This is a genomic window from Nocardia halotolerans (assembly GCF_042650145.1).
Classification (GTDB): Bacteria; Actinomycetota; Actinomycetes; order Mycobacteriales; family Mycobacteriaceae; genus Nocardia; species Nocardia halotolerans.
On the sequence record NZ_JBHSDL010000015.1, the window covers coordinates 1 to 16,127 of the forward strand.

A 16,127-nucleotide genomic window follows, 5' to 3' on the forward strand; every position below is an offset into this window, starting at 1 on the left:
ACCGGCGCCATCATGATCTCCCCACTCCCCGGCGTCACCACCACCAAACCCGGCGCCGCGATGGCCCCACTACCGGGCATCTCGGCCAAGGTCGTCGACGACGACGCGACACCGTTGGCGGCGGACGCGTCGGGGCTGCTCGTCCTCGACCGGCCGTGGCCGGCGATGCTGCGCGGCATCTGGAAGGACATGGACCGCTACCGCGAGACCTATTGGCAACGTTTCGCTGCCGAAGGGTGGTACTTCGCCGGTGACGGCGCCAAACTCGACGCCGACGGCGACCTCTGGGTACTCGGCCGCGTCGACGACGTCATGAACATCTCCGGACACCGCATCTCCACCGCCGAAGTCGAATCCGCCCTCGTCGGCCACCCCGCCGTCGCCGAAGCGGCCGTCGTCGGCGCCAGCGACGCCACCACCGGGCAGGGCATCGTCGCCTTCGTCATCCTCACCGGGTCCGCCGTCACCGACGACAACCTGGTCGCCGAATTGGGCGCGGCCGTTTCGCGCGAGATCAGTCCGATCGCGCGGCCGCGCGAGATCCACCTGGTGCCGGAACTGCCCAAGACGCGCAGCGGCAAGATCATGCGCCGGCTACTGCGCGATGTGGCCGAAGGACGCGAACTGGGCGACACGTCCACCCTCGTCGATCCGACCGTGTTCGAGGCGATCGCCAAGGCATGAGCGAGCAGCGACCGGGCGGCGAACGGCACCGTGTGAGCGGTTCTCGCGTGCCGGACGGGCGGGGCGTCGGTGACACCGGGCATGCTGTGACGGTGGAGATGCCAATGTTCCCGCTGGGTGCGGTGCTGCTGCCCGGTGAACCGCTGTCGTTGCAGATCTTCGAGCCGCGGTACGTGGCCCTGATCCAGGACTGCCTCGACGGGCACCGGGAACCGGACTTCGGCGTGGTGCTCATCGAGCGTGGGCACGAGGTGGGTGGCGGCGAGGTGCGCACCGAGGTGGGCACCGTCGCCCGGATCGTCGACGTGGTCGAACTACCCGGCTCGCGGTTCCGGGTGCGCTGTGCGGGCACCGACCGGCTTCATGTCGATCGGTGGCTGCCCGACGACCCGTACCCACGGGCCGAGGTGCGGATCCGGCCCGACGACGCCGGTGCCGACGACACCGCGCTGCTGGCCGGCCTGCGCGAGCGTGCTGCCCGCCTGCACGAGCTGACGACCCGGCTGGCCCGGCGCAACGGTATCCGCCGCCCACCCCCGTCGGCGTCGTTGGCCGAACTCTCCGCGGACCCCACCACCCGGTCCTACGAGCTCACGGCCCGCCTGCCGATCGGCCTCACCGATCGTCAGGCGGCGCTGGCAGCGCCCGACCCGCACACCCGGCTGGCCACCCTCACCGACGCCGTGGACGACGCGATCGCGATGATGGAGTTCCGGCTGCTGTGACTCAGCCGGCGGCGTCCATCATCGCGGCCATGCGGCGTTCCATCTCTTCCGGTGCGACATCCTCGATGTGGGTGGCCACCGTCCAGCGGTGGCCCCAGGGGTCTTCGAACGCGCCGCTGCGGTCGCCGTAGAACTGGTCGGTCATCGGAGCGATCTCGGCGGCGCCGGCGTCGAGGGCGGCGGCGAAGGCAGCGTCGGCGTCGGGGACGTAGACCATCAGGTTCACCGGGGAGCCGCCGACCGCTTTCGGGTCGAGAAAACCCATTTCGGGTACCGGGTCGCCGACCATCAGAACGGAGTCGCCGACGAGCAGTTCGCTGTGCATGACCGTGCCGTCCGGTGACTGCATGCGCATGCGTTCGGTGGCGCCGAAGATCGCGGTGTAGAACTCGAGCGCCTGGGCCGCGCCCGCGCAGGAGATGCCGGGGCAGATGGTCGGGTAACCGTCGGGAATGGGGTTCACATCAGACATCGGATACCTCCGTGTCGAGGATGTTGCTCGGACCGCTCCGAGACTATTCCTCTGACCGCCGGACGGAAAGAGTGGTAGAACTTGTTCCAGTTTCTACTGTCTATCCGGAGGTTCGGCGCGTGCGGTACGGGGTCGTGTTGTTCACCAGTGACCGGGGCATCACGCCCGCCGATGCGGCGAAAGCCGCCGAAGACGCGGGATTCGACGCGTTCTACGTCCCCGAGCACACCCACATCCCGGTAGTGCGTGCCGCCGCGCACCCACAGACCGGCGACGCCTCGCTGCCCGACGACCGCTACCTGCGCACCCTGGATCCGTGGGTCGCGCTGGCCACCGCCGCCGCGGTGACCGACCGCATCACCTTGTCGACGGCGGTGGCGCTGCCCGCCGAACACCATCCGATCACCCTCGCCAAGACGATCGCCTCGCTCGATCACCTCTCCGGCGGCCGGGTGGAGCTGGGTGTCGGATTCGGCTGGAACACCGACGAACTCGCCCACCACGGCGTGCCCGCCAACAAACGGCGCACGGTACTACGCGAGCACCTCGACGCCATGCGCGCGCTGTGGTCGCAGGAGGAAGCCGAATTCGCGGGCGACTTCGCGCGATTCGGGCCCAGCTGGTCGTGGCCGAAACCGGTGCGCGCGGGCGTGCCGGTACTGCTGGGCGCCGGCGGCACCGAGAAGACCTTCACCTGGCTGGCCGCCCACGCCGACGGGTGGATCACCACCCCGACCGAGGACGACCTCGGCACCAAGATCGAACTACTGCACCGGCTCTGGCGCGACGGGGGCCGCGACGGCACCCCGCGCGTGATCGCGCTGGCGGGCCGCTACGACGCCGACCAGCTCGCGCGCTGGGCCGACCTCGGCGTCACCGAGGTCGTTTTCGGGATGCCCGATCGCACCGCCGACGAGGTCCGCGGCTACCTGGCCCACCTGGGCACCAAACTGCCGGCGAACTGAACCCCCGCCCTCAGCCGCGCAGTTTGCGCACCTGAGCCGCGGTGAGCTCCGAGAGCACCTCGGGGTCGACGGCCTCGGGCGCGGTGATCACGACCTGGACGAGGGTGTTGCCCACCTGCACCAGCGAGGTGGCCGAGGTGAGCGTGAGGCCCTCGCTCGTCGCGGTCAGCGTGAAGGCGGAACTGGCCGCACCCGCGGGCGGTTGGGACAGCGGGGCGGCGCGGTAGTCGATGTGCACGCCCGCGTCGTCACCGGTGTAGGCGCCGCAGCGGTGCACGCGTTCCTGCAGTGCGGTGAAGGCGGTGCCCAGCGCGCTGTCGGAATAGCTGGCCGCGTCGATGTCGATGGTGGCGTAGCTGGGCCCGGCGAAGTGGACCGCGGCATCGGCCGCGGCACCGGGCCATTGCTGTGCCAGCGGAGTCAGCAGCCGGGCGCAGTCGGGCGGGTCGGTGGGAGCCACCGGTGGCACCGCGGCCTCATCGGCCGGTGGGCGCGGCGGCATCAGGGTGAACTCGCCGGGCAGATCTGTCTCGGCCAGTAGACCGGCTGTCAAACGCGCCGGATCATCGATGACATCACCGGTGCCGGGTGCGGCCGCGACCCGCGTCCAGGTAGGTGGGCACGAATCGTCGGAAGCGCAGTCCTCGTCGGCGGAACCGCACGCCACCACCCCCGCCAGGACCGCGCAGGCCGAGGCCACCGCGCGCACGCGCGAACGCATCATTCGGTCCAGGAAATGCGCGTGGACTGGGTCTGCACCAGGGTGCTCACGCTGCGCGGGTCCCGGTAGGTCTGCTGTCCGCCCACCTCGATAGCGCCCGAAACCGGCAGTGGCAGCCCGAGATCGACGATGATGGTGCCGGTGCCCTCCATCACGTAACCCTCGATCTCGAGCGCGCCCGCGTCGTTGGGCAGGGTCCAGACGGTGTCGGTGGGGGTCTGGCTCACCTCCAGATCGATGGTGAGCCGGCCGTCGTCGCGGCTGACGAGGGTGGCGGTGGCGATCTGATCGAGGGTGACACCGCCGGTGATCTGCTGGTGCACCGTCCACACCGCACCGAGACCGACCGGTTCGTCCGGGAACGCGATCGACTGGTACACCGCCTGATAGAAGGCCTGCTCGAGGGCGGCCCTGGCCGAGTTGGGGGTCTCGGGTGAGGGAGCCAGGCGCAGCTCGGTGATCGCACCGAGGTCGCTCACCTGCAGCCCGGCGTGCGAACCGTCGGCGCTGAGGAACGCCTTGTTCAGGTCGGGGTCGGGCGTGGTGACGGTTCCCACGGTGAGATCGACACCGTCGGCTTCGGCGCGCGCGATCATCGGGATGGTGAGCGCGGCGGGCGAGAAGTCACGGACGGGCTGGTCGTTCACCTGCTGCTGGATCCGGTAGTCGGTGCGCAGCGTCACCTCCTGGGCGGTGCCCGAGGTGTAGCGCGGGCGCAGCAGCTCACGCGGCTCGTCACCGGCCGAGACCAGGGTGGTCTGCGCCGCGGTGATCGGCACGGTCACTTCCTTGCCGATGCCCAGCGGCTCGAGCCCCTCGGCGTCGGCGGTGGACGGCGACCGATCGGCGCACCCGGCACCGAAGGTCGCGAACCCGAGCACGAGCGCCACGAGTAACACCCCGGGGCGCCCGATGCGGGGTAAGCGAGAACTAGACAACACCGTCACAGCGATCAGGGTACGACCGCTTCCTGAGTAACACCTGGGACCGGCGACGGCACCGCGGCGCGGCCGCGATCACCACTAGGGAATGATGGACATGTGAGTGAAGACCGGCCGACCGACAATGCTGCCGTCCCGGAGACCGGCGACGCCGCCGCCGAACCGGAAACCGCTGCCGTGCCCGAGCCCGAACCCGCTGGTCGCCGCCGTCTGACGACGCTGCTGATCATCGCGGGCGTGCTGTTCGCGCTGGACCTGCTGACCAAGTGCCTCGCCGTGGCCCTCATCGACCCCGGCGAATCGGTGCCCATCATCGGCGACGTCGCGCGATTCACCCTGGTACGCAACCCCGGTGCGGCGTTCTCGATGGCGACCGGCATGACCTGGCTGCTGACGCTGATCGCGGCCGCGGTGGTGGTCGGCGTGATCCGCATCGGACGCACGCTGCGCTCGCTGTGGTGGGCCATCGGGCTCGGCATGGTGCTCGGCGGGGCGATGGGCAACCTCGTGGACCGAATCTTCCGATCCCCCGGTCCGCTGCAGGGCCATGTGGTCGATTTCGTCGCGATCGGCTGGTGGCCGGTCTTCAATGTGGCCGACTCGGCCATCGTGTGCGGGGCGATTGCGCTGGTCGCGCTCACCGTGTTCGGTTTCGAACCCGACGGCACCCGCAGCGGTCGCAAACACACCGACAAGACCGCGTGACCGAGTCAGGGCCCGGAGGCGGCGGTCTGCGTCGCCACGGTGGACCCCTCGGGCAGGCGCAGGAGGACACAGTATGAGAGAAACCAGGACGATGCCCGTCCCCGACGGACTCGACGGGATGCGGGTGGACGCGGGTCTGGCCCGGTTGCTCGGGTTGTCCCGCACGGCCGTGGCGGCGATGGCCGAGGACGGCTCGGTGCAGCTCGACGGGGTCGCCGCGGGCAAATCCGACCGGCTCACCGCCGGCGCCTGGCTGGAAGTGATCTTCCCCGAACCCAAGCGCGAACTCACCGTGGAAGCCGCCCCGGTGGACGGGATGAAAATCCTCTACGCCGACGACGACATCGTCGCGGTGGACAAGCCGATCGGGGTGGCCGCGCACGCCGGTGTCGGCTGGACCGGTCCCACCGTGGTCGGTGGGCTGGCCGCGATGGGCTACCGCATCTCCACCTCCGGCGCGCACGAGCGCCAGGGCATCGTGCACCGCCTCGACGTGGGCACCTCCGGGGTGATGGTGGTGGCCCAGTCCGAACACGCTTACACGATGCTCAAGCGCGCCTTCAAGCAACGCACGGTCGACAAGCAATACCATGCACTGGTGCAGGGGCATCCCGATCCGAGCAGTGGCACCATCGACGCGCCGATCGGGCGCGCGCGCGGCAACGACTGGAAGTTCGCGGTCACCGGTGACGGCAGGCCCAGCGTCACCCACTACGACACGATCGAGGCGTTCCAGGCGGCCAGCCTCCTCGACGTGCACCTCGAGACCGGACGCACCCACCAGATCCGCGTGCACTTCTCCGCGGTCCGCCACCCCTGCGCCGGCGACCTCACCTATGGCGCCGACCCCACCCTGGCCAAACGGCTCGGCCTGGAACGGCAGTGGCTGCACGCGCGCCGCCTCGGATTCCACCATCCCGCCGACGGCCGCTGGCTCGAGATCACCAGCGAGTACCCCGCCGACCTGGCCGGTGCCTTGGACGTATTACGCAATGCCTGAGGACCCGCGGTCATCCGAACCGACGCCGGAAACGGCGCCGGATGGCCGCGGGAACTCGAGTGGTGCGGGCGCCACAGCGGACCCCACTCGCGCAGGCGGTTCGGGCGCCACGGTGAACCCCGGGGCGACGAGCGACTCCGACACCACAGCGGAGTCGAGTAGCGCCGCTGACTCGAAGGATGCGGTGGCGGCGAGTGTCCCGCGCGGTCGCCTGTCGCGGCGGGGGCGCGTGGTCGCCGCGGCTGCCGCGCTATTGGCCGTCGTCCTGTTGATCGTCGCCTTCAACGAACCCCGCCAGATCAGTGGTGTGGCCACCGACCGGCTCGGGCCCGCGCAGGGCGAGCAGGTGCGGGACTACCTCGACGACGCCCGCACTTCTCTCGAAGGTGACGCAGACGGCCCACGCTGGGCACTGGCCTCGTTCACCGAATACCTGACCCCGCAACAGATTCCGGCGGCCACGGCAGGGTTGCGGGTCTCCGGGGTGATCCACCACGTCCCGATCGACCGGGTCCAGACACCGATGATCACCGTGGCCACCCCGGCCGGCGACGAACCGGTCCTGCGTTCCGCCGATGCCGCCGCGGGACTGCTGGCCGCCCAGCGGTTCCGCGACGAGCGCAGCGCGCAGGTGGTCCGCGTCGTCGAGTCCCGCCTGCGCGCCGGTTGCGCCTGCACCGCCGGACTGGTGGTGCGCGGCACCCTCCCCGAGCTCCGCGACCTCGCTGCCCGGCCCGGTGTGCGTGCGGTACAAGCACTTCCGGCCGACGCTGTCGCGGGCCGATTCGCGGTGAGCCCGCTGCTGCCCGACAGCACCGGAATCATCACCCCCACCCCCGACGACGGCCCCGTCCCTACCGAATAGCGCTCGTTCGACCGTGTGTCAGAGCTCAGTCCGGCAGGGTCACCACGCCGTCCAGATAGCGGCGGCAGCGGCCGATGAGCAGGACGCGATCGTCGGCGAGTTCGGCGCGCAGGGCGCCGCCACGGCGGGAGAGCTGGCGGGCGGTGAGGGTGGTGCGGCCGAGTTCGCGGCTCCACAGGGGAACCAGTTGAGCATGGGCCGATCCGGTGACGGGGTCTTCTGGGATGCCGACACCGGGGGAGAAAACCCGGGACACGATATCGCTGGTGCGGCCGGGCGCGGTGAGGACGACGCCGAGGGGCAGGTCCGGGAAGGATCCGAAATCAGGTGTGGCCGAGCGCACTTCGTCTTCCCTGGACACCACGATGATCTCGTCGTGTCCGGTGTAGGCGCGTACGGCGCTGACCCCGAGCGCCGCGACCAGTGCGGGATCGGGTTCGACCCGGACCGAGGCGAGGGCGGGCAGGTTCAGGACGTACTCGTCGTCGTCGGTCCGGTCCACGTGCAACCAGCCCGAACGGGTGTAGAAGCTCACCCGGTCGTGTTCGGGGTGGATGTCGGAGATGATCTGGGTGGCCGCGGCGAGGGTGGCGTGCCCGCACATGTCCACCTCGACAGTCGGGGTGAACCAGCGCAGGTGGAAGGCCGGCCATTCGCCGGGCGGGGCGCCGGCGGCCGGGGGTAACTCGCAGGTGTAGAAGGCGGTTTCGGCGAGGTTGTTCTCCTCGGCGAGCTGTTGCAGCAACGTGTCCGGCAGCCAAGTGGGCAGCGGCATGACCGCGGCCGGGTTGCCCGAGAACGGTGCGTCGGCGAACGCGTCGATCTGGTGCAGCAATACCTCCATAACCGGCAAAGGTACTCCAATACCGAAACTCCGTCCGGCACAAGGGTTCTCGAGGCAACACCGTCCCGGCTACGCGCCTTGGGCACCCACCGGCGGAACCAGTTTGCCCGCGGAGCCCGAAAGCCGGGCCTGCACCCACCATGCCAGTTCCACCAGCACGATGCCGACCGCGCCACACACGAACGCGGCCAGCGTCAGGCGCGGGTTGGACGGATCGAGTTTGAAGAACTCGCGGGTGAACGGAACCATGAACAGCGCCACATAGGCCAGCACCGAGGTGGCGATCAGCACCACCTTCCACCACACGTACGGGCGGGCCACCAGCGCCAGCACCCACACCGCGATCATGATCAGCGTGATCAGCGCGGTGGTTCCGGCCTGCACCTTCTGGGTCTCGGACGCCTCGGGCCCGGCGTAGGCGATGAGGTAGGCCACGAAGGTGGCGACACCGATCACCACACCGGAGGGCACCGCCAGGCGCATCACCCGGCTCACGAACCCGGTCCGGGCGCGCTCGTTGTTCGGTGCCAGTGACAGCACGAAGGCCGGAATGCCGATGGTGAACCAGGCCGCGATGGTGACGTGACGCGGCAGGAAGGGATACCCGATCGGGTCATAGCCGAAGATCTGTGACCCCACTCCGGCCAGGCCGACCAGGAACGCCAGCAGCACCGAGTACACGGTCTTGGTGAGGAACAGATTCGACACGCGTTCGATGTTGCCGATCACCCGGCGACCCTCCCCCACCACATACGGCAGGGTCGCGAACTTGTTGTCCAGCAGCACGATCTGGGCCACCGCGCGAGTGGCCGGGCTGCCCGCGCCCATGGCGACGCCGATGTCGGCGTCCTTGAGCGCGAGCACGTCGTTCACGCCGTCACCGGTCATCGCGACGGTGTGCCCGCGCGACTGCAGCGCACCCACCATGGCCCGCTTCTGATCGGGGCGCACCCGGCCGAAGGTGGTTTCGTGGTCGAGGACATCGGCGAGTTCTTCCCGGTCCTCGGGCAGTTTGCGCGCGTCGACCGGGTGATCGCCGCCGGGCAGGTCCAGCGAGGCGGCGACCGCGCCGACCGAGACGGCGTTGTCACCGGAGATCACCTTGATCGAGACCTGCTGGCTCGCGAAGTATTCGAGGGTGTCCTTGGCGTCGGGACGCACCTTCTGCTCGAGCACGACCAGCGCGGCGGGCTCGACCCGGCCGGGCGCTTCGGCGGCGTCGACGGGTACATCGCCACGGGCCAGCAGCAGCACACGCAGGCCCGAGGAGCCGAGTTGTTCGGCGTGGACGGCCGCGGCCGAGGTGGGGTCGAGTAGCACATCGGGCGCGCCGAGAAGCCAATCACCGTGCGCGCCATAGGAAATGCCGCTCCACTTCTTGGCCGAGGAGAACGGGGCGACGGCGGTGCTGGTCCAGTCCGGCCGTTGCGGCAGAGCTTCGCCGATGGCCTGCACACTGGCGTTGGGGCGCGGGTCGTCGGCGGCGAGCGCGGCCAGTGCCTGTCGCACATCGGCCTCGGTGAAGGCGCCGAGCGGCTCGACCTGGGCCAGGCGCATACCGTTCTCGGTGAGGGTGCCGGTCTTGTCGGCGCACACCACGTCGACGCGGGCCAGACCCTCGATCGCGGGCAGTTCCTGCACCAGGCAGTTGCGCTTGCCCAATCGCACCACACCCACCGCGAAGGCGATGGAGGTCATCAGCACCAGGCCCTCGGGCACCATCGGCACCAGGGCCGCGACCATGCCGGTCACCGCCGGGCGCCACGACTCCCCGCTCGAGACCAGCTGGTTGTAGATGCTGAGCAGACCGGCGGGGATGAGCAGGTAGGTGATGAACTTCAGGATCTTGTTGATGCCCGAGCGCAGTTCCGAGTGCACCAGGGTGAACTTGCTGGCCTCCTCGGCCAGTTTCGCCGCGTAGGCGTCCTTGCCGACCTTGGTGGCCCGGTAGGCGCCCGATCCCGACACCACGAAGCTGCCCGACATCACCGGCGCGCCGATGCCCTTGTCGATCGGGTCGGCTTCGCCGGTGAGCAACGATTCGTCGATCTCGAGTGCGGCGGATTCACAGACCTCGCCGTCGACCACGATCTGGTCGCCGGGGCCCAGCTCGATCAGATCGTCGAGCACCACCTCCCCCGGCGCCACCTGCTCGGCGACACCGTCGCGGCGCACCGTGGGCTTGGCCTGGCTCACGATCGCCAACTGGTCCAGGGTCCGTTTGGCCCGGATCTCCTGGATGATGCCGATCCCGCTGTTGGCCACGATGAGCAGGCCGAACATGCCGTCGATGATCGAACCGGTGGACAGCACCAGCACGAACAGCACACCGAGGATCGCGTTGATGCGGGTGAACACGTTCGCGCGGACGATCTCGCCCACCGATCGGCTGGCCCGCGCGGGCACGTCGTTGGTGTGGCCGTCGCGACGGCGCTGGTCGACCTGTGCTGCGGTGAGCCCGGTGGCGGCAGGATCCTGCACGGAAATGGACATGCCCGAAAGGCTACGGCAGCCGTAACATGGGATGAATGCAGCGCAGGCCGTCTCCGCCCGGTGTCGTCTTCGGTACGGGCGCCTACCTGATCTGGGGTTCGTTCGCCGCGTTCTTCGGCCTGCTCGCCTTCGCTTCGCCGGTCGAAGTCGTCGCGCAGCGGATCGTCTGGACACTGGTCGTGGTCCTGCTCGTACTGGGGCTCACCGGGCAGTTGCGACAGATGCGCGGCATCGACGCGCGGACCTGGCGCCTGGCGGCCGCGGCCTCGGCGGCGATCTCGATCAACTGGGGCACCTACGTGTTCGGCGTCATCACCGGCAACATCGTGGAGTGCGCGCTCGGCTACTTCATCAATCCGCTGGTGACCGTGGCGTTCGGGGTGGTGCTGTTCCGGGAGCGGCTCACCAGGGCGCAGTGGGTGGCGCTGGGACTGGGCGCGCTCGCGGTGGTGGTGCTCACCGTCGACTACGGCAGGCCACCGGTGATCGCGCTGATCCTGGCCTGCTCGTTCGCCACCTACGGGCTGGTGAAGAAGGTGATCCGGCTCGACGCGCTGCGCGGTATCGCCGCCGAGGGCCTCGTCGCCGCACCGTTCGCCCTGGCCCTGGTCGTCGTCCTGGTGGCCACCGGACGCAGCGAGTTCACCTCCAGCCCAGCTCACTTCGGGTTGATGCTCGCCACCGGCCCGGTCACCCTCCTTCCGCTGCTGCTGTTCGCGGTGGCGGCCCAGCGGGTACCGCTGTCGACCATGGGCATCCTGCAGTACCTCACTCCCGCCCTGCAGATGGCCTGGGGCGTCGTGGTCATGCACGAACCCATGCCCGCCTCCCGCTGGATGGGTTTCGCCCTGATCTGGGCGGGGCTCGTCGTGTTCACCACCGACGCCTTCGCGCGGTCACGCCGCCATCGCCGGACCACGACCGCGGAGCCGGCGGACGTGCCCGCCCACTAGGGCTCACCGCAATCCGGACCACGGCCGGAACCGCACTGCGCGACGCGCGTTCGATCGCCCCGGGATACGTCGGTGGCGCACCAGCCGACCGGTAGGCTCGATGCTCGGACAATCCGATAGCGGCACCCGAGAGGGGTGGGTTCTGTGCACGATGCGGGGTTCTCGGATCGGGTGGCCGGGGTGCTGGTGGGTACCGCGGCCGGTGACGCGCTCGGGGCGGGGTACGAGTTCACCCACCCCGGGCCGGACGCGGTGATCGACATGATCGGCGGCGGGGTGTTCCGCTGGGCTCCCGGCGAGTGGACCGATGACACGTCGATGGCGCTGGCGGTCGCGATGGCCGCCGTCAACGGACCCGGAATCGACCTCGAGGCCGTCGCGGCCGGATTCGTCTCCTGGTTCGACTCCAAGCCGCCCGACATCGGGAACCAGACTCGAACGGTGCTGTCCGCCAGACCTTCCTCCGCTCTGGACATGCAGGCCGTGGCGATGTCGCTGACCGGCCGGACCGGGGGCAACGGCTCGTTGATGCGGACCGCACCGGTCGCACTCGCCTATCTCGACGACGCCGAGGCATGCGTTGCCGCGGCGGGCCGGGTCGGCCTACTCACCCACGCCGACGAGCACGCCGTCGAAGCCTGCAAGCTGTGGACCTCCGCGATCCGCCACGCGGTCCTGCACGCCGATTTCGGCGGCGTCCGCGAATACGTCAGCCGCTCACCGCAATCGGAGTACTGGACCGCCCGCCTCGACGAGGCCGAACAGGGCACGCCCGCCGACTTCCCCAACAACGGCTGGGTGGTCCACGCCCTGCAAACCGCGTGGTGGGCGATCACCACCACCGACGACTCGACCCCCGAACACCTCCCCCTGGCCCTGGCGGCGTGTGTCCGCGCCGGCAACGACACCGACACCACCGCCGCCATCGCCGGCGGCCTCCTCGGCGCCCGCTGGGGCGCCTCCGCCGTCCCTGCCCCCTGGCGCACCCTCCTCCACGGCTACCCCGGCCTCACCGGCGCCGACCTCCCCGACCTCGCCCAGCGCATCGCCGCCCACTAGCCACCTGGTCAGCCGATCACCAGGCTCTGGTGGTTTCGGCCTCTCGGGCGATGCCACCACCAGAGCCTGGTGATCAAACGTCCAGTGGCCTTACCAGGCGGTGATGGTGGGGCCGGGGGTCCAGGTGCCCCAGTGGGTGGTGGGGGTTTTGTGGATTCGGGCGGGGGTGGCGGTGTTGTCGAGGGGGAGGTACTGCTCTATCGAGCCCCAGTCTCGGTCCCAGTCGTTGTTCAGGTAGGTGGGGAGGGTGCGGGCGGTGAACAGGAGTTGGGTCCAGCCCAAGGGGCCGCCGCCGTCGTGGCCTTGCCACAGGTTGGTGATGGTGGCGCCGTTGCGGTCGGGCAGGATCCGGTATTCGGGGAGGACGGAGACTCCGTTGTAGGTGGGGAGGTGGTTCTGGCACGGGAAGTGCAGGCCGACAGCCCAATCGAGTAGCACCGGGGCGCGGTGACCGACGAAGGCGTCGAGGGTGACGGTCTCCGGCATACGTGGTGGGGTGAGCGCCAGCCACTGGTCGGCGCCGAGGTCACGGTCGGTGGCGACGAGCCGGACCACATCGGTGTCGGCGGGCAACTGGTCGAGCGGAACCCGCAGGTTGCGCCACACCGGGGTGGGGCCGACGTCGATCGGGACGGCCTGGCCGGTCACGGTGACCGCGCCGTCGGTCGCGGTGGTGCCGTATTCGACGACCAGGTCCTGGCCCGGGTGCACCACACCGTCGGCGTCCACCGACCGGATGCGCCCGGCCACCGACACCGCGAGCAGCGGTCCACGCGGACCGTCCGGCATCCGGAACCAGCCGGTGGTGAGGGCGGCGGGTTCCTGGTCACCGGCGCGGTAGCTGCCCAGCACCGGGGTGGTCGCGGGATCGAGGCCGAACGGGAGCTGCAGCGAGCCCTGCCGGGATTCCGAACCGGCCGACGTCGAGGCGTCGCGCAGCTCGTCGGGGTCGTCGGAGACCGAATTGGCCCGGCCCGTGGTCGATTCCACTTCGTCGGAGGTGAGCACCGGCGCCACACCGTCGGGGCGGAACCCGGTCGACTCACCGGTCATGGTGGTGTTCATGTCACCGGCCAGCGGGCTCAGCATCGAGGTGTTCGGGTCGGTTTCGACCAGGACCTCGTCGGCCAGACCGCAGCCGCCGTCGAAGGCCGCGCTCAGGTTGGAACTGGCCACCGAGTACGCCGGGTACTGCGCGACAGCGGCCTTGGCGAAGGACCCGAGTTCGACCAGCACCATCATCGCGGCCGCGACCGCGAGCACCGGAACACCGCTGAGCCGGGTGGGCTTGGTGGACGGATTCGGGTGGATGTGGAACCACGCGGCGATCACCAGCGCGAGCCCGGTGAGCCCGGCGAACACCGTGGAGACGCCGAAACCGAGCAGTGTCGGCGGCTTGTCCCACCACGGCACGCCCCAGGCGGAGACATACCAGTAGCCGTTGGCACCGACGAAGGTCATGGCCAGCGCGAAGAACACCGCGGCGGCGAACAGGGCCCGGTTGCGCAACGGCCGCAGCACCCGCGAGCTCACCGCCACCGCGGTCACCGCGGCCACACAGGTGGCCAGACCGGCGAACACACCGAACTGGTGGGTCCACTTGGTGGGCGAGAACATCATCAGCACCATCGCGGCGAGGGTGATGCCGAGCATGCGCCGGGTGGGCCCGACCGCGGTGCCGGGGATGTGACCGCCGCGCCGCAACATGGTCGCCGCGCAGACGATGAGGCCCAGCAGCATCACGAACACACCGAAGCGCCGGGTGAGCCAGCCGTCGGCATTGATCTGCAACAGGAACTGGTAGCGCAGGAACTCGAAGAACCAGGATTCACCCGGCCCGATCTTGTCGTGCACCGCGAACATCTCGCGCACCCCGGCGAAGGTCCGGTCGGCGAACACCACGGTGAGCACCACCAGGCCCGCGGCCAGAATCGGCAGCAGCTGGGCCAGGTAGCCCACCGACTTCGCCCGCCGCACGATCACCGCGGTCATCGTGCGCGACCCCGCCACCAGTGCGCCCAGGCAGATCAGGCCCGACGGTGCGCCGGTGAGGGTGAACGCGGCCACGATCGCCGCCACCGCGAACGGCAGCAGCCGGCGGGTCGCGATGCCGCGCTCGACCGAAACCCAGGTGACCAGCACCCCGAGCGCGACAACGAATTCCGCGCGCAGGCCGTTGTTGTAGGGCAACCAGAAGGCCAGGAACACCAGGGCCGCGGTCCAGGTGACGAGCGGACTGTGGCGCAGGGCCGTGCCGAGGCGGGGCAGCACTTCGCGGCTGATCAACCACCAGGCGAGCACCCCGGCCAGCAGTGCGGGCAGCCGTACCAGCGGGCTCGCGGCGGAGATGTGGGTGAGCCAGCCGATGATGTCGGTGTAGGGGGTGTAGAAGGGCCCCTCGTCGACGCTGAACCAGCGGTAGTAGTTCGACATGTTGCCCGAACTGCGCGCCCCCCTGGCCATGCCGAGGATGTAGCCGTCGTCGGAGGTGTTGGCGCCGATGAAATGCCAGACCAGCAGCACGGCGAAGACCAGCCAGTCGACCGGGCGCAGCCGCCACCACCGTTGCGGCAGGAACCGTCTCGCCTTGCGGCCGTCGACGGCGTCGAGGCGGTGCAGCGCGAACAGCGCCAGCGCCGTGGCCAGCAGGCACAGCGCGATCATGGCCTGTTTCGGCCAGGTCGGTGAGGAGATGTAGCGCGAATCCACGTCCACGCGCACGGCGAGGTCGGTGGGTGCGGCGCCGGTGAGCTCACTGAACACCCCCACCACCTGGGGGCGCAGATCACCGGCGAGGGTGGCGCCGGGAGCGTCGAAACCTGTGGTGGTGACGGTGGTTTCGGTAGGTGAGAGCGCGATGTCGAGGGCGCACGAGCGGTCCAGCACCGCTGCCAGCGGTGCGGTCCACACCAGCGTCGAGCGTGACACCACATCGACCCGGCCGGGCCGTTCGGCAGTGTCGGCGACGACCTTGACGACGAAGCCGTACCGCTCCATGTCGGCCGACTGTCGCGGCACGGTCGACACCACGACCCCGCCCGATCCGGCGAGCGAACTCAGCGCACCGCACGGCACCGTCACCGACAGGGCCGCGGGCGCGTACGCGACGAGCGGCGCCTCGACCGAGGTGAGCGAACCCTGCTGCGGCCACGACAGACTCGCCGCGTCCACCCGCACCGGCAGGAACGGAATCGCCACCGCACTGAGCACCGCGATCAGCCCGGCGACGATCGCGACGACACGCGCCCACCCCTCGCGCCCACCTCGCCGCACCGGCCCCGAAGCACCCTTGGGCGGATGCCCCTGCCGCACGATCGTCTCTACCACGGGGCCTGATGATAGCCGTGCACCCCGAGACACCCACTCCCCACCATTCCCAACCCCACAAAGCCCACAACACACCCTGAGACGCCCACTCCCACCATTCCCAGCCCCGCACGCCCCGACCTCGAGGAGGGGCCGCCGCGAAGCGGCGGTTCGCGGCCGTCCCGACGATCAGACGCCGTGGCGTAGGCGACGAAGGAGCAAGCCACGGCGTCTGATCGTCGGGACACCAGGGGCCGCGAACTCGAGCGCCCCGGCGCTCAAATAATTCAGCAGGCGACCGACTGCTGGCCCAGGTTCGTCAGCATCGTGCACGCCCACGACTTCTGGACCTTCCACACACCGTCCTCGGCCACGAACGGCACATCAACCACAT

14 protein-coding genes are annotated in these 16,127 nt (G+C 69.9%); 8 read left to right on the forward strand and 6 right to left on the reverse strand.

The window, feature by feature from the left end:
* The coding region (locus tag ACFO5K_RS18115) for an AMP-binding enzyme (RefSeq protein ID WP_449289689.1) at positions 1 to 684 on the forward strand (684 nt) is incomplete at its 5' end.
* A 98-nt stretch (positions 685 to 782) separates the two neighbouring features.
* Positions 783 to 1,409 carry an LON peptidase substrate-binding domain-containing protein gene (locus ACFO5K_RS18120; protein ID WP_378564027.1) on the forward strand — a complete coding sequence of 209 codons (627 nt, stop codon included), beginning with the start codon at positions 783 to 785 and terminating at the stop codon, positions 1,407 to 1,409.
* Between the two features lies 1 nt (position 1,410).
* On the opposite strand, the gene ACFO5K_RS18125 is transcribed toward ACFO5K_RS18120, so the two are convergent.
* On the reverse strand, positions 1,411 to 1,881 hold the full coding sequence (locus tag ACFO5K_RS18125) for a VOC family protein (RefSeq protein ID WP_378563994.1): 471 nt from the start codon (positions 1,879 to 1,881) through the stop codon (positions 1,411 to 1,413).
* Between the two features lie 119 nt (positions 1,882 to 2,000).
* Here ACFO5K_RS18125 and ACFO5K_RS18130 point away from each other — a divergent pair, with 119 nt between their 5' ends.
* Positions 2,001 to 2,846, forward strand: a complete 846-nt coding sequence (locus ACFO5K_RS18130) for a TIGR03619 family F420-dependent LLM class oxidoreductase (RefSeq protein WP_378563997.1) — start codon at positions 2,001 to 2,003, stop codon at positions 2,844 to 2,846.
* 10 nt (positions 2,847 to 2,856) lie between these two features.
* On the opposite strand, the gene ACFO5K_RS18135 is transcribed toward ACFO5K_RS18130, so the two are convergent.
* Both ACFO5K_RS18135 and ACFO5K_RS18140 read right to left on the reverse strand, forming a co-directional pair.
* Positions 2,857 to 3,570, reverse strand: coding sequence for a hypothetical protein (locus tag ACFO5K_RS18135; RefSeq protein WP_378564000.1), 714 nt, complete (start codon positions 3,568 to 3,570; stop codon positions 2,857 to 2,859).
* The gene (locus tag ACFO5K_RS18140) at positions 3,567 to 4,457 is read right to left on the reverse strand and encodes a hypothetical protein (protein ID WP_378564003.1); all 891 of its coding nucleotides are present in this window, start codon (positions 4,455 to 4,457) and stop codon (positions 3,567 to 3,569) included. Before ACFO5K_RS18140 ends, ACFO5K_RS18135 begins: the two co-directional genes overlap by 4 nt.
* 228 nt (positions 4,458 to 4,685) lie before the next feature.
* Here ACFO5K_RS18140 and lspA point away from each other — a divergent pair, with 228 nt between their 5' ends.
* From lspA to ACFO5K_RS18155, 3 genes are all read left to right on the forward strand, one after another.
* The gene (gene lspA / locus ACFO5K_RS18145) at positions 4,686 to 5,213 is read left to right on the forward strand and encodes a signal peptidase II (protein WP_378564030.1); all 528 of its coding nucleotides are present in this window, start codon (positions 4,686 to 4,688) and stop codon (positions 5,211 to 5,213) included.
* Positions 5,214 to 5,286: 73 nt separating this feature from the next.
* The gene (locus ACFO5K_RS18150) at positions 5,287 to 6,213 is read left to right on the forward strand and encodes an RluA family pseudouridine synthase (protein WP_378564006.1); all 927 of its coding nucleotides are present in this window, start codon (positions 5,287 to 5,289) and stop codon (positions 6,211 to 6,213) included.
* 184 nt (positions 6,214 to 6,397) lie between these two features.
* Positions 6,398 to 7,078, forward strand: coding sequence for a hypothetical protein (locus ACFO5K_RS18155; RefSeq protein WP_378564009.1), 681 nt, complete (start codon positions 6,398 to 6,400; stop codon positions 7,076 to 7,078).
* 25 nt (positions 7,079 to 7,103) lie between these two features.
* Here the strand turns inward: ACFO5K_RS18155 and ACFO5K_RS18160 are convergent, their stop codons facing one another.
* A complete protein-coding gene (locus ACFO5K_RS18160; protein ID WP_378564012.1) occupies positions 7,104 to 7,922 on the reverse strand; it encodes a PhzF family phenazine biosynthesis protein in 819 nt (272 codons plus the stop codon).
* 69 nt (positions 7,923 to 7,991) lie between these two features.
* The gene (locus tag ACFO5K_RS18165; RefSeq protein WP_378564015.1) at positions 7,992 to 10,415 is read right to left on the reverse strand and encodes a cation-translocating P-type ATPase; all 2,424 of its coding nucleotides are present in this window, start codon (positions 10,413 to 10,415) and stop codon (positions 7,992 to 7,994) included.
* 35 nt (positions 10,416 to 10,450) lie between these two features.
* Between ACFO5K_RS18165 and rarD the strand changes: the two genes are divergently transcribed.
* Both rarD and ACFO5K_RS18175 read left to right on the forward strand, forming a co-directional pair.
* Entirely contained in the window at positions 10,451 to 11,368 is a 918-nt protein-coding gene (rarD, locus tag ACFO5K_RS18170) for an EamA family transporter RarD (RefSeq protein ID WP_378564018.1), read from the forward strand.
* 135 nt (positions 11,369 to 11,503) lie between these two features.
* Positions 11,504 to 12,427: an ADP-ribosylglycohydrolase family protein gene (locus ACFO5K_RS18175; protein ID WP_378564021.1), complete on the forward strand. Its 924-nt coding sequence runs from the start codon at positions 11,504 to 11,506 to the stop codon at positions 12,425 to 12,427.
* 90 nt (positions 12,428 to 12,517) lie between these two features.
* Here ACFO5K_RS18175 and ACFO5K_RS18180 read toward each other — a convergent pair whose 3' ends face one another.
* On the reverse strand, positions 12,518 to 15,754 hold the full coding sequence (locus tag ACFO5K_RS18180) for an arabinosyltransferase domain-containing protein (RefSeq protein WP_378564024.1): 3,237 nt from the start codon (positions 15,752 to 15,754) through the stop codon (positions 12,518 to 12,520).
* Between the last annotated feature and the right edge of the window lie 373 nt (positions 15,755 to 16,127).

Coding starts and splice junctions, on each gene's coding strand:
- ACFO5K_RS18160 (WP_378564012.1), bottom strand. CDS start 7,922: ATGGAGGTATTGCTGCACCAGATCGACGCGTTCGCCGACGCACCGTTC.
- ACFO5K_RS18135 (WP_378564000.1), bottom strand. CDS start 3,570: ATGATGCGTTCGCGCGTGCGCGCGGTGGCCTCGGCCTGCGCGGTCCTG.
- ACFO5K_RS18165 (WP_378564015.1), bottom strand. CDS start 10,415: ATGTCCATTTCCGTGCAGGATCCTGCCGCCACCGGGCTCACCGCAGCA.
- ACFO5K_RS18150 (WP_378564006.1), top strand. CDS start 5,287: ATGAGAGAAACCAGGACGATGCCCGTCCCCGACGGACTCGACGGGATG.
- ACFO5K_RS18125 (WP_378563994.1), bottom strand. CDS start 1,881: ATGTCTGATGTGAACCCCATTCCCGACGGTTACCCGACCATCTGCCCC.
- ACFO5K_RS18120 (WP_378564027.1), top strand. CDS start 783: ATGCCAATGTTCCCGCTGGGTGCGGTGCTGCTGCCCGGTGAACCGCTG.
- rarD (WP_378564018.1), top strand. CDS start 10,451: ATGCAGCGCAGGCCGTCTCCGCCCGGTGTCGTCTTCGGTACGGGCGCC.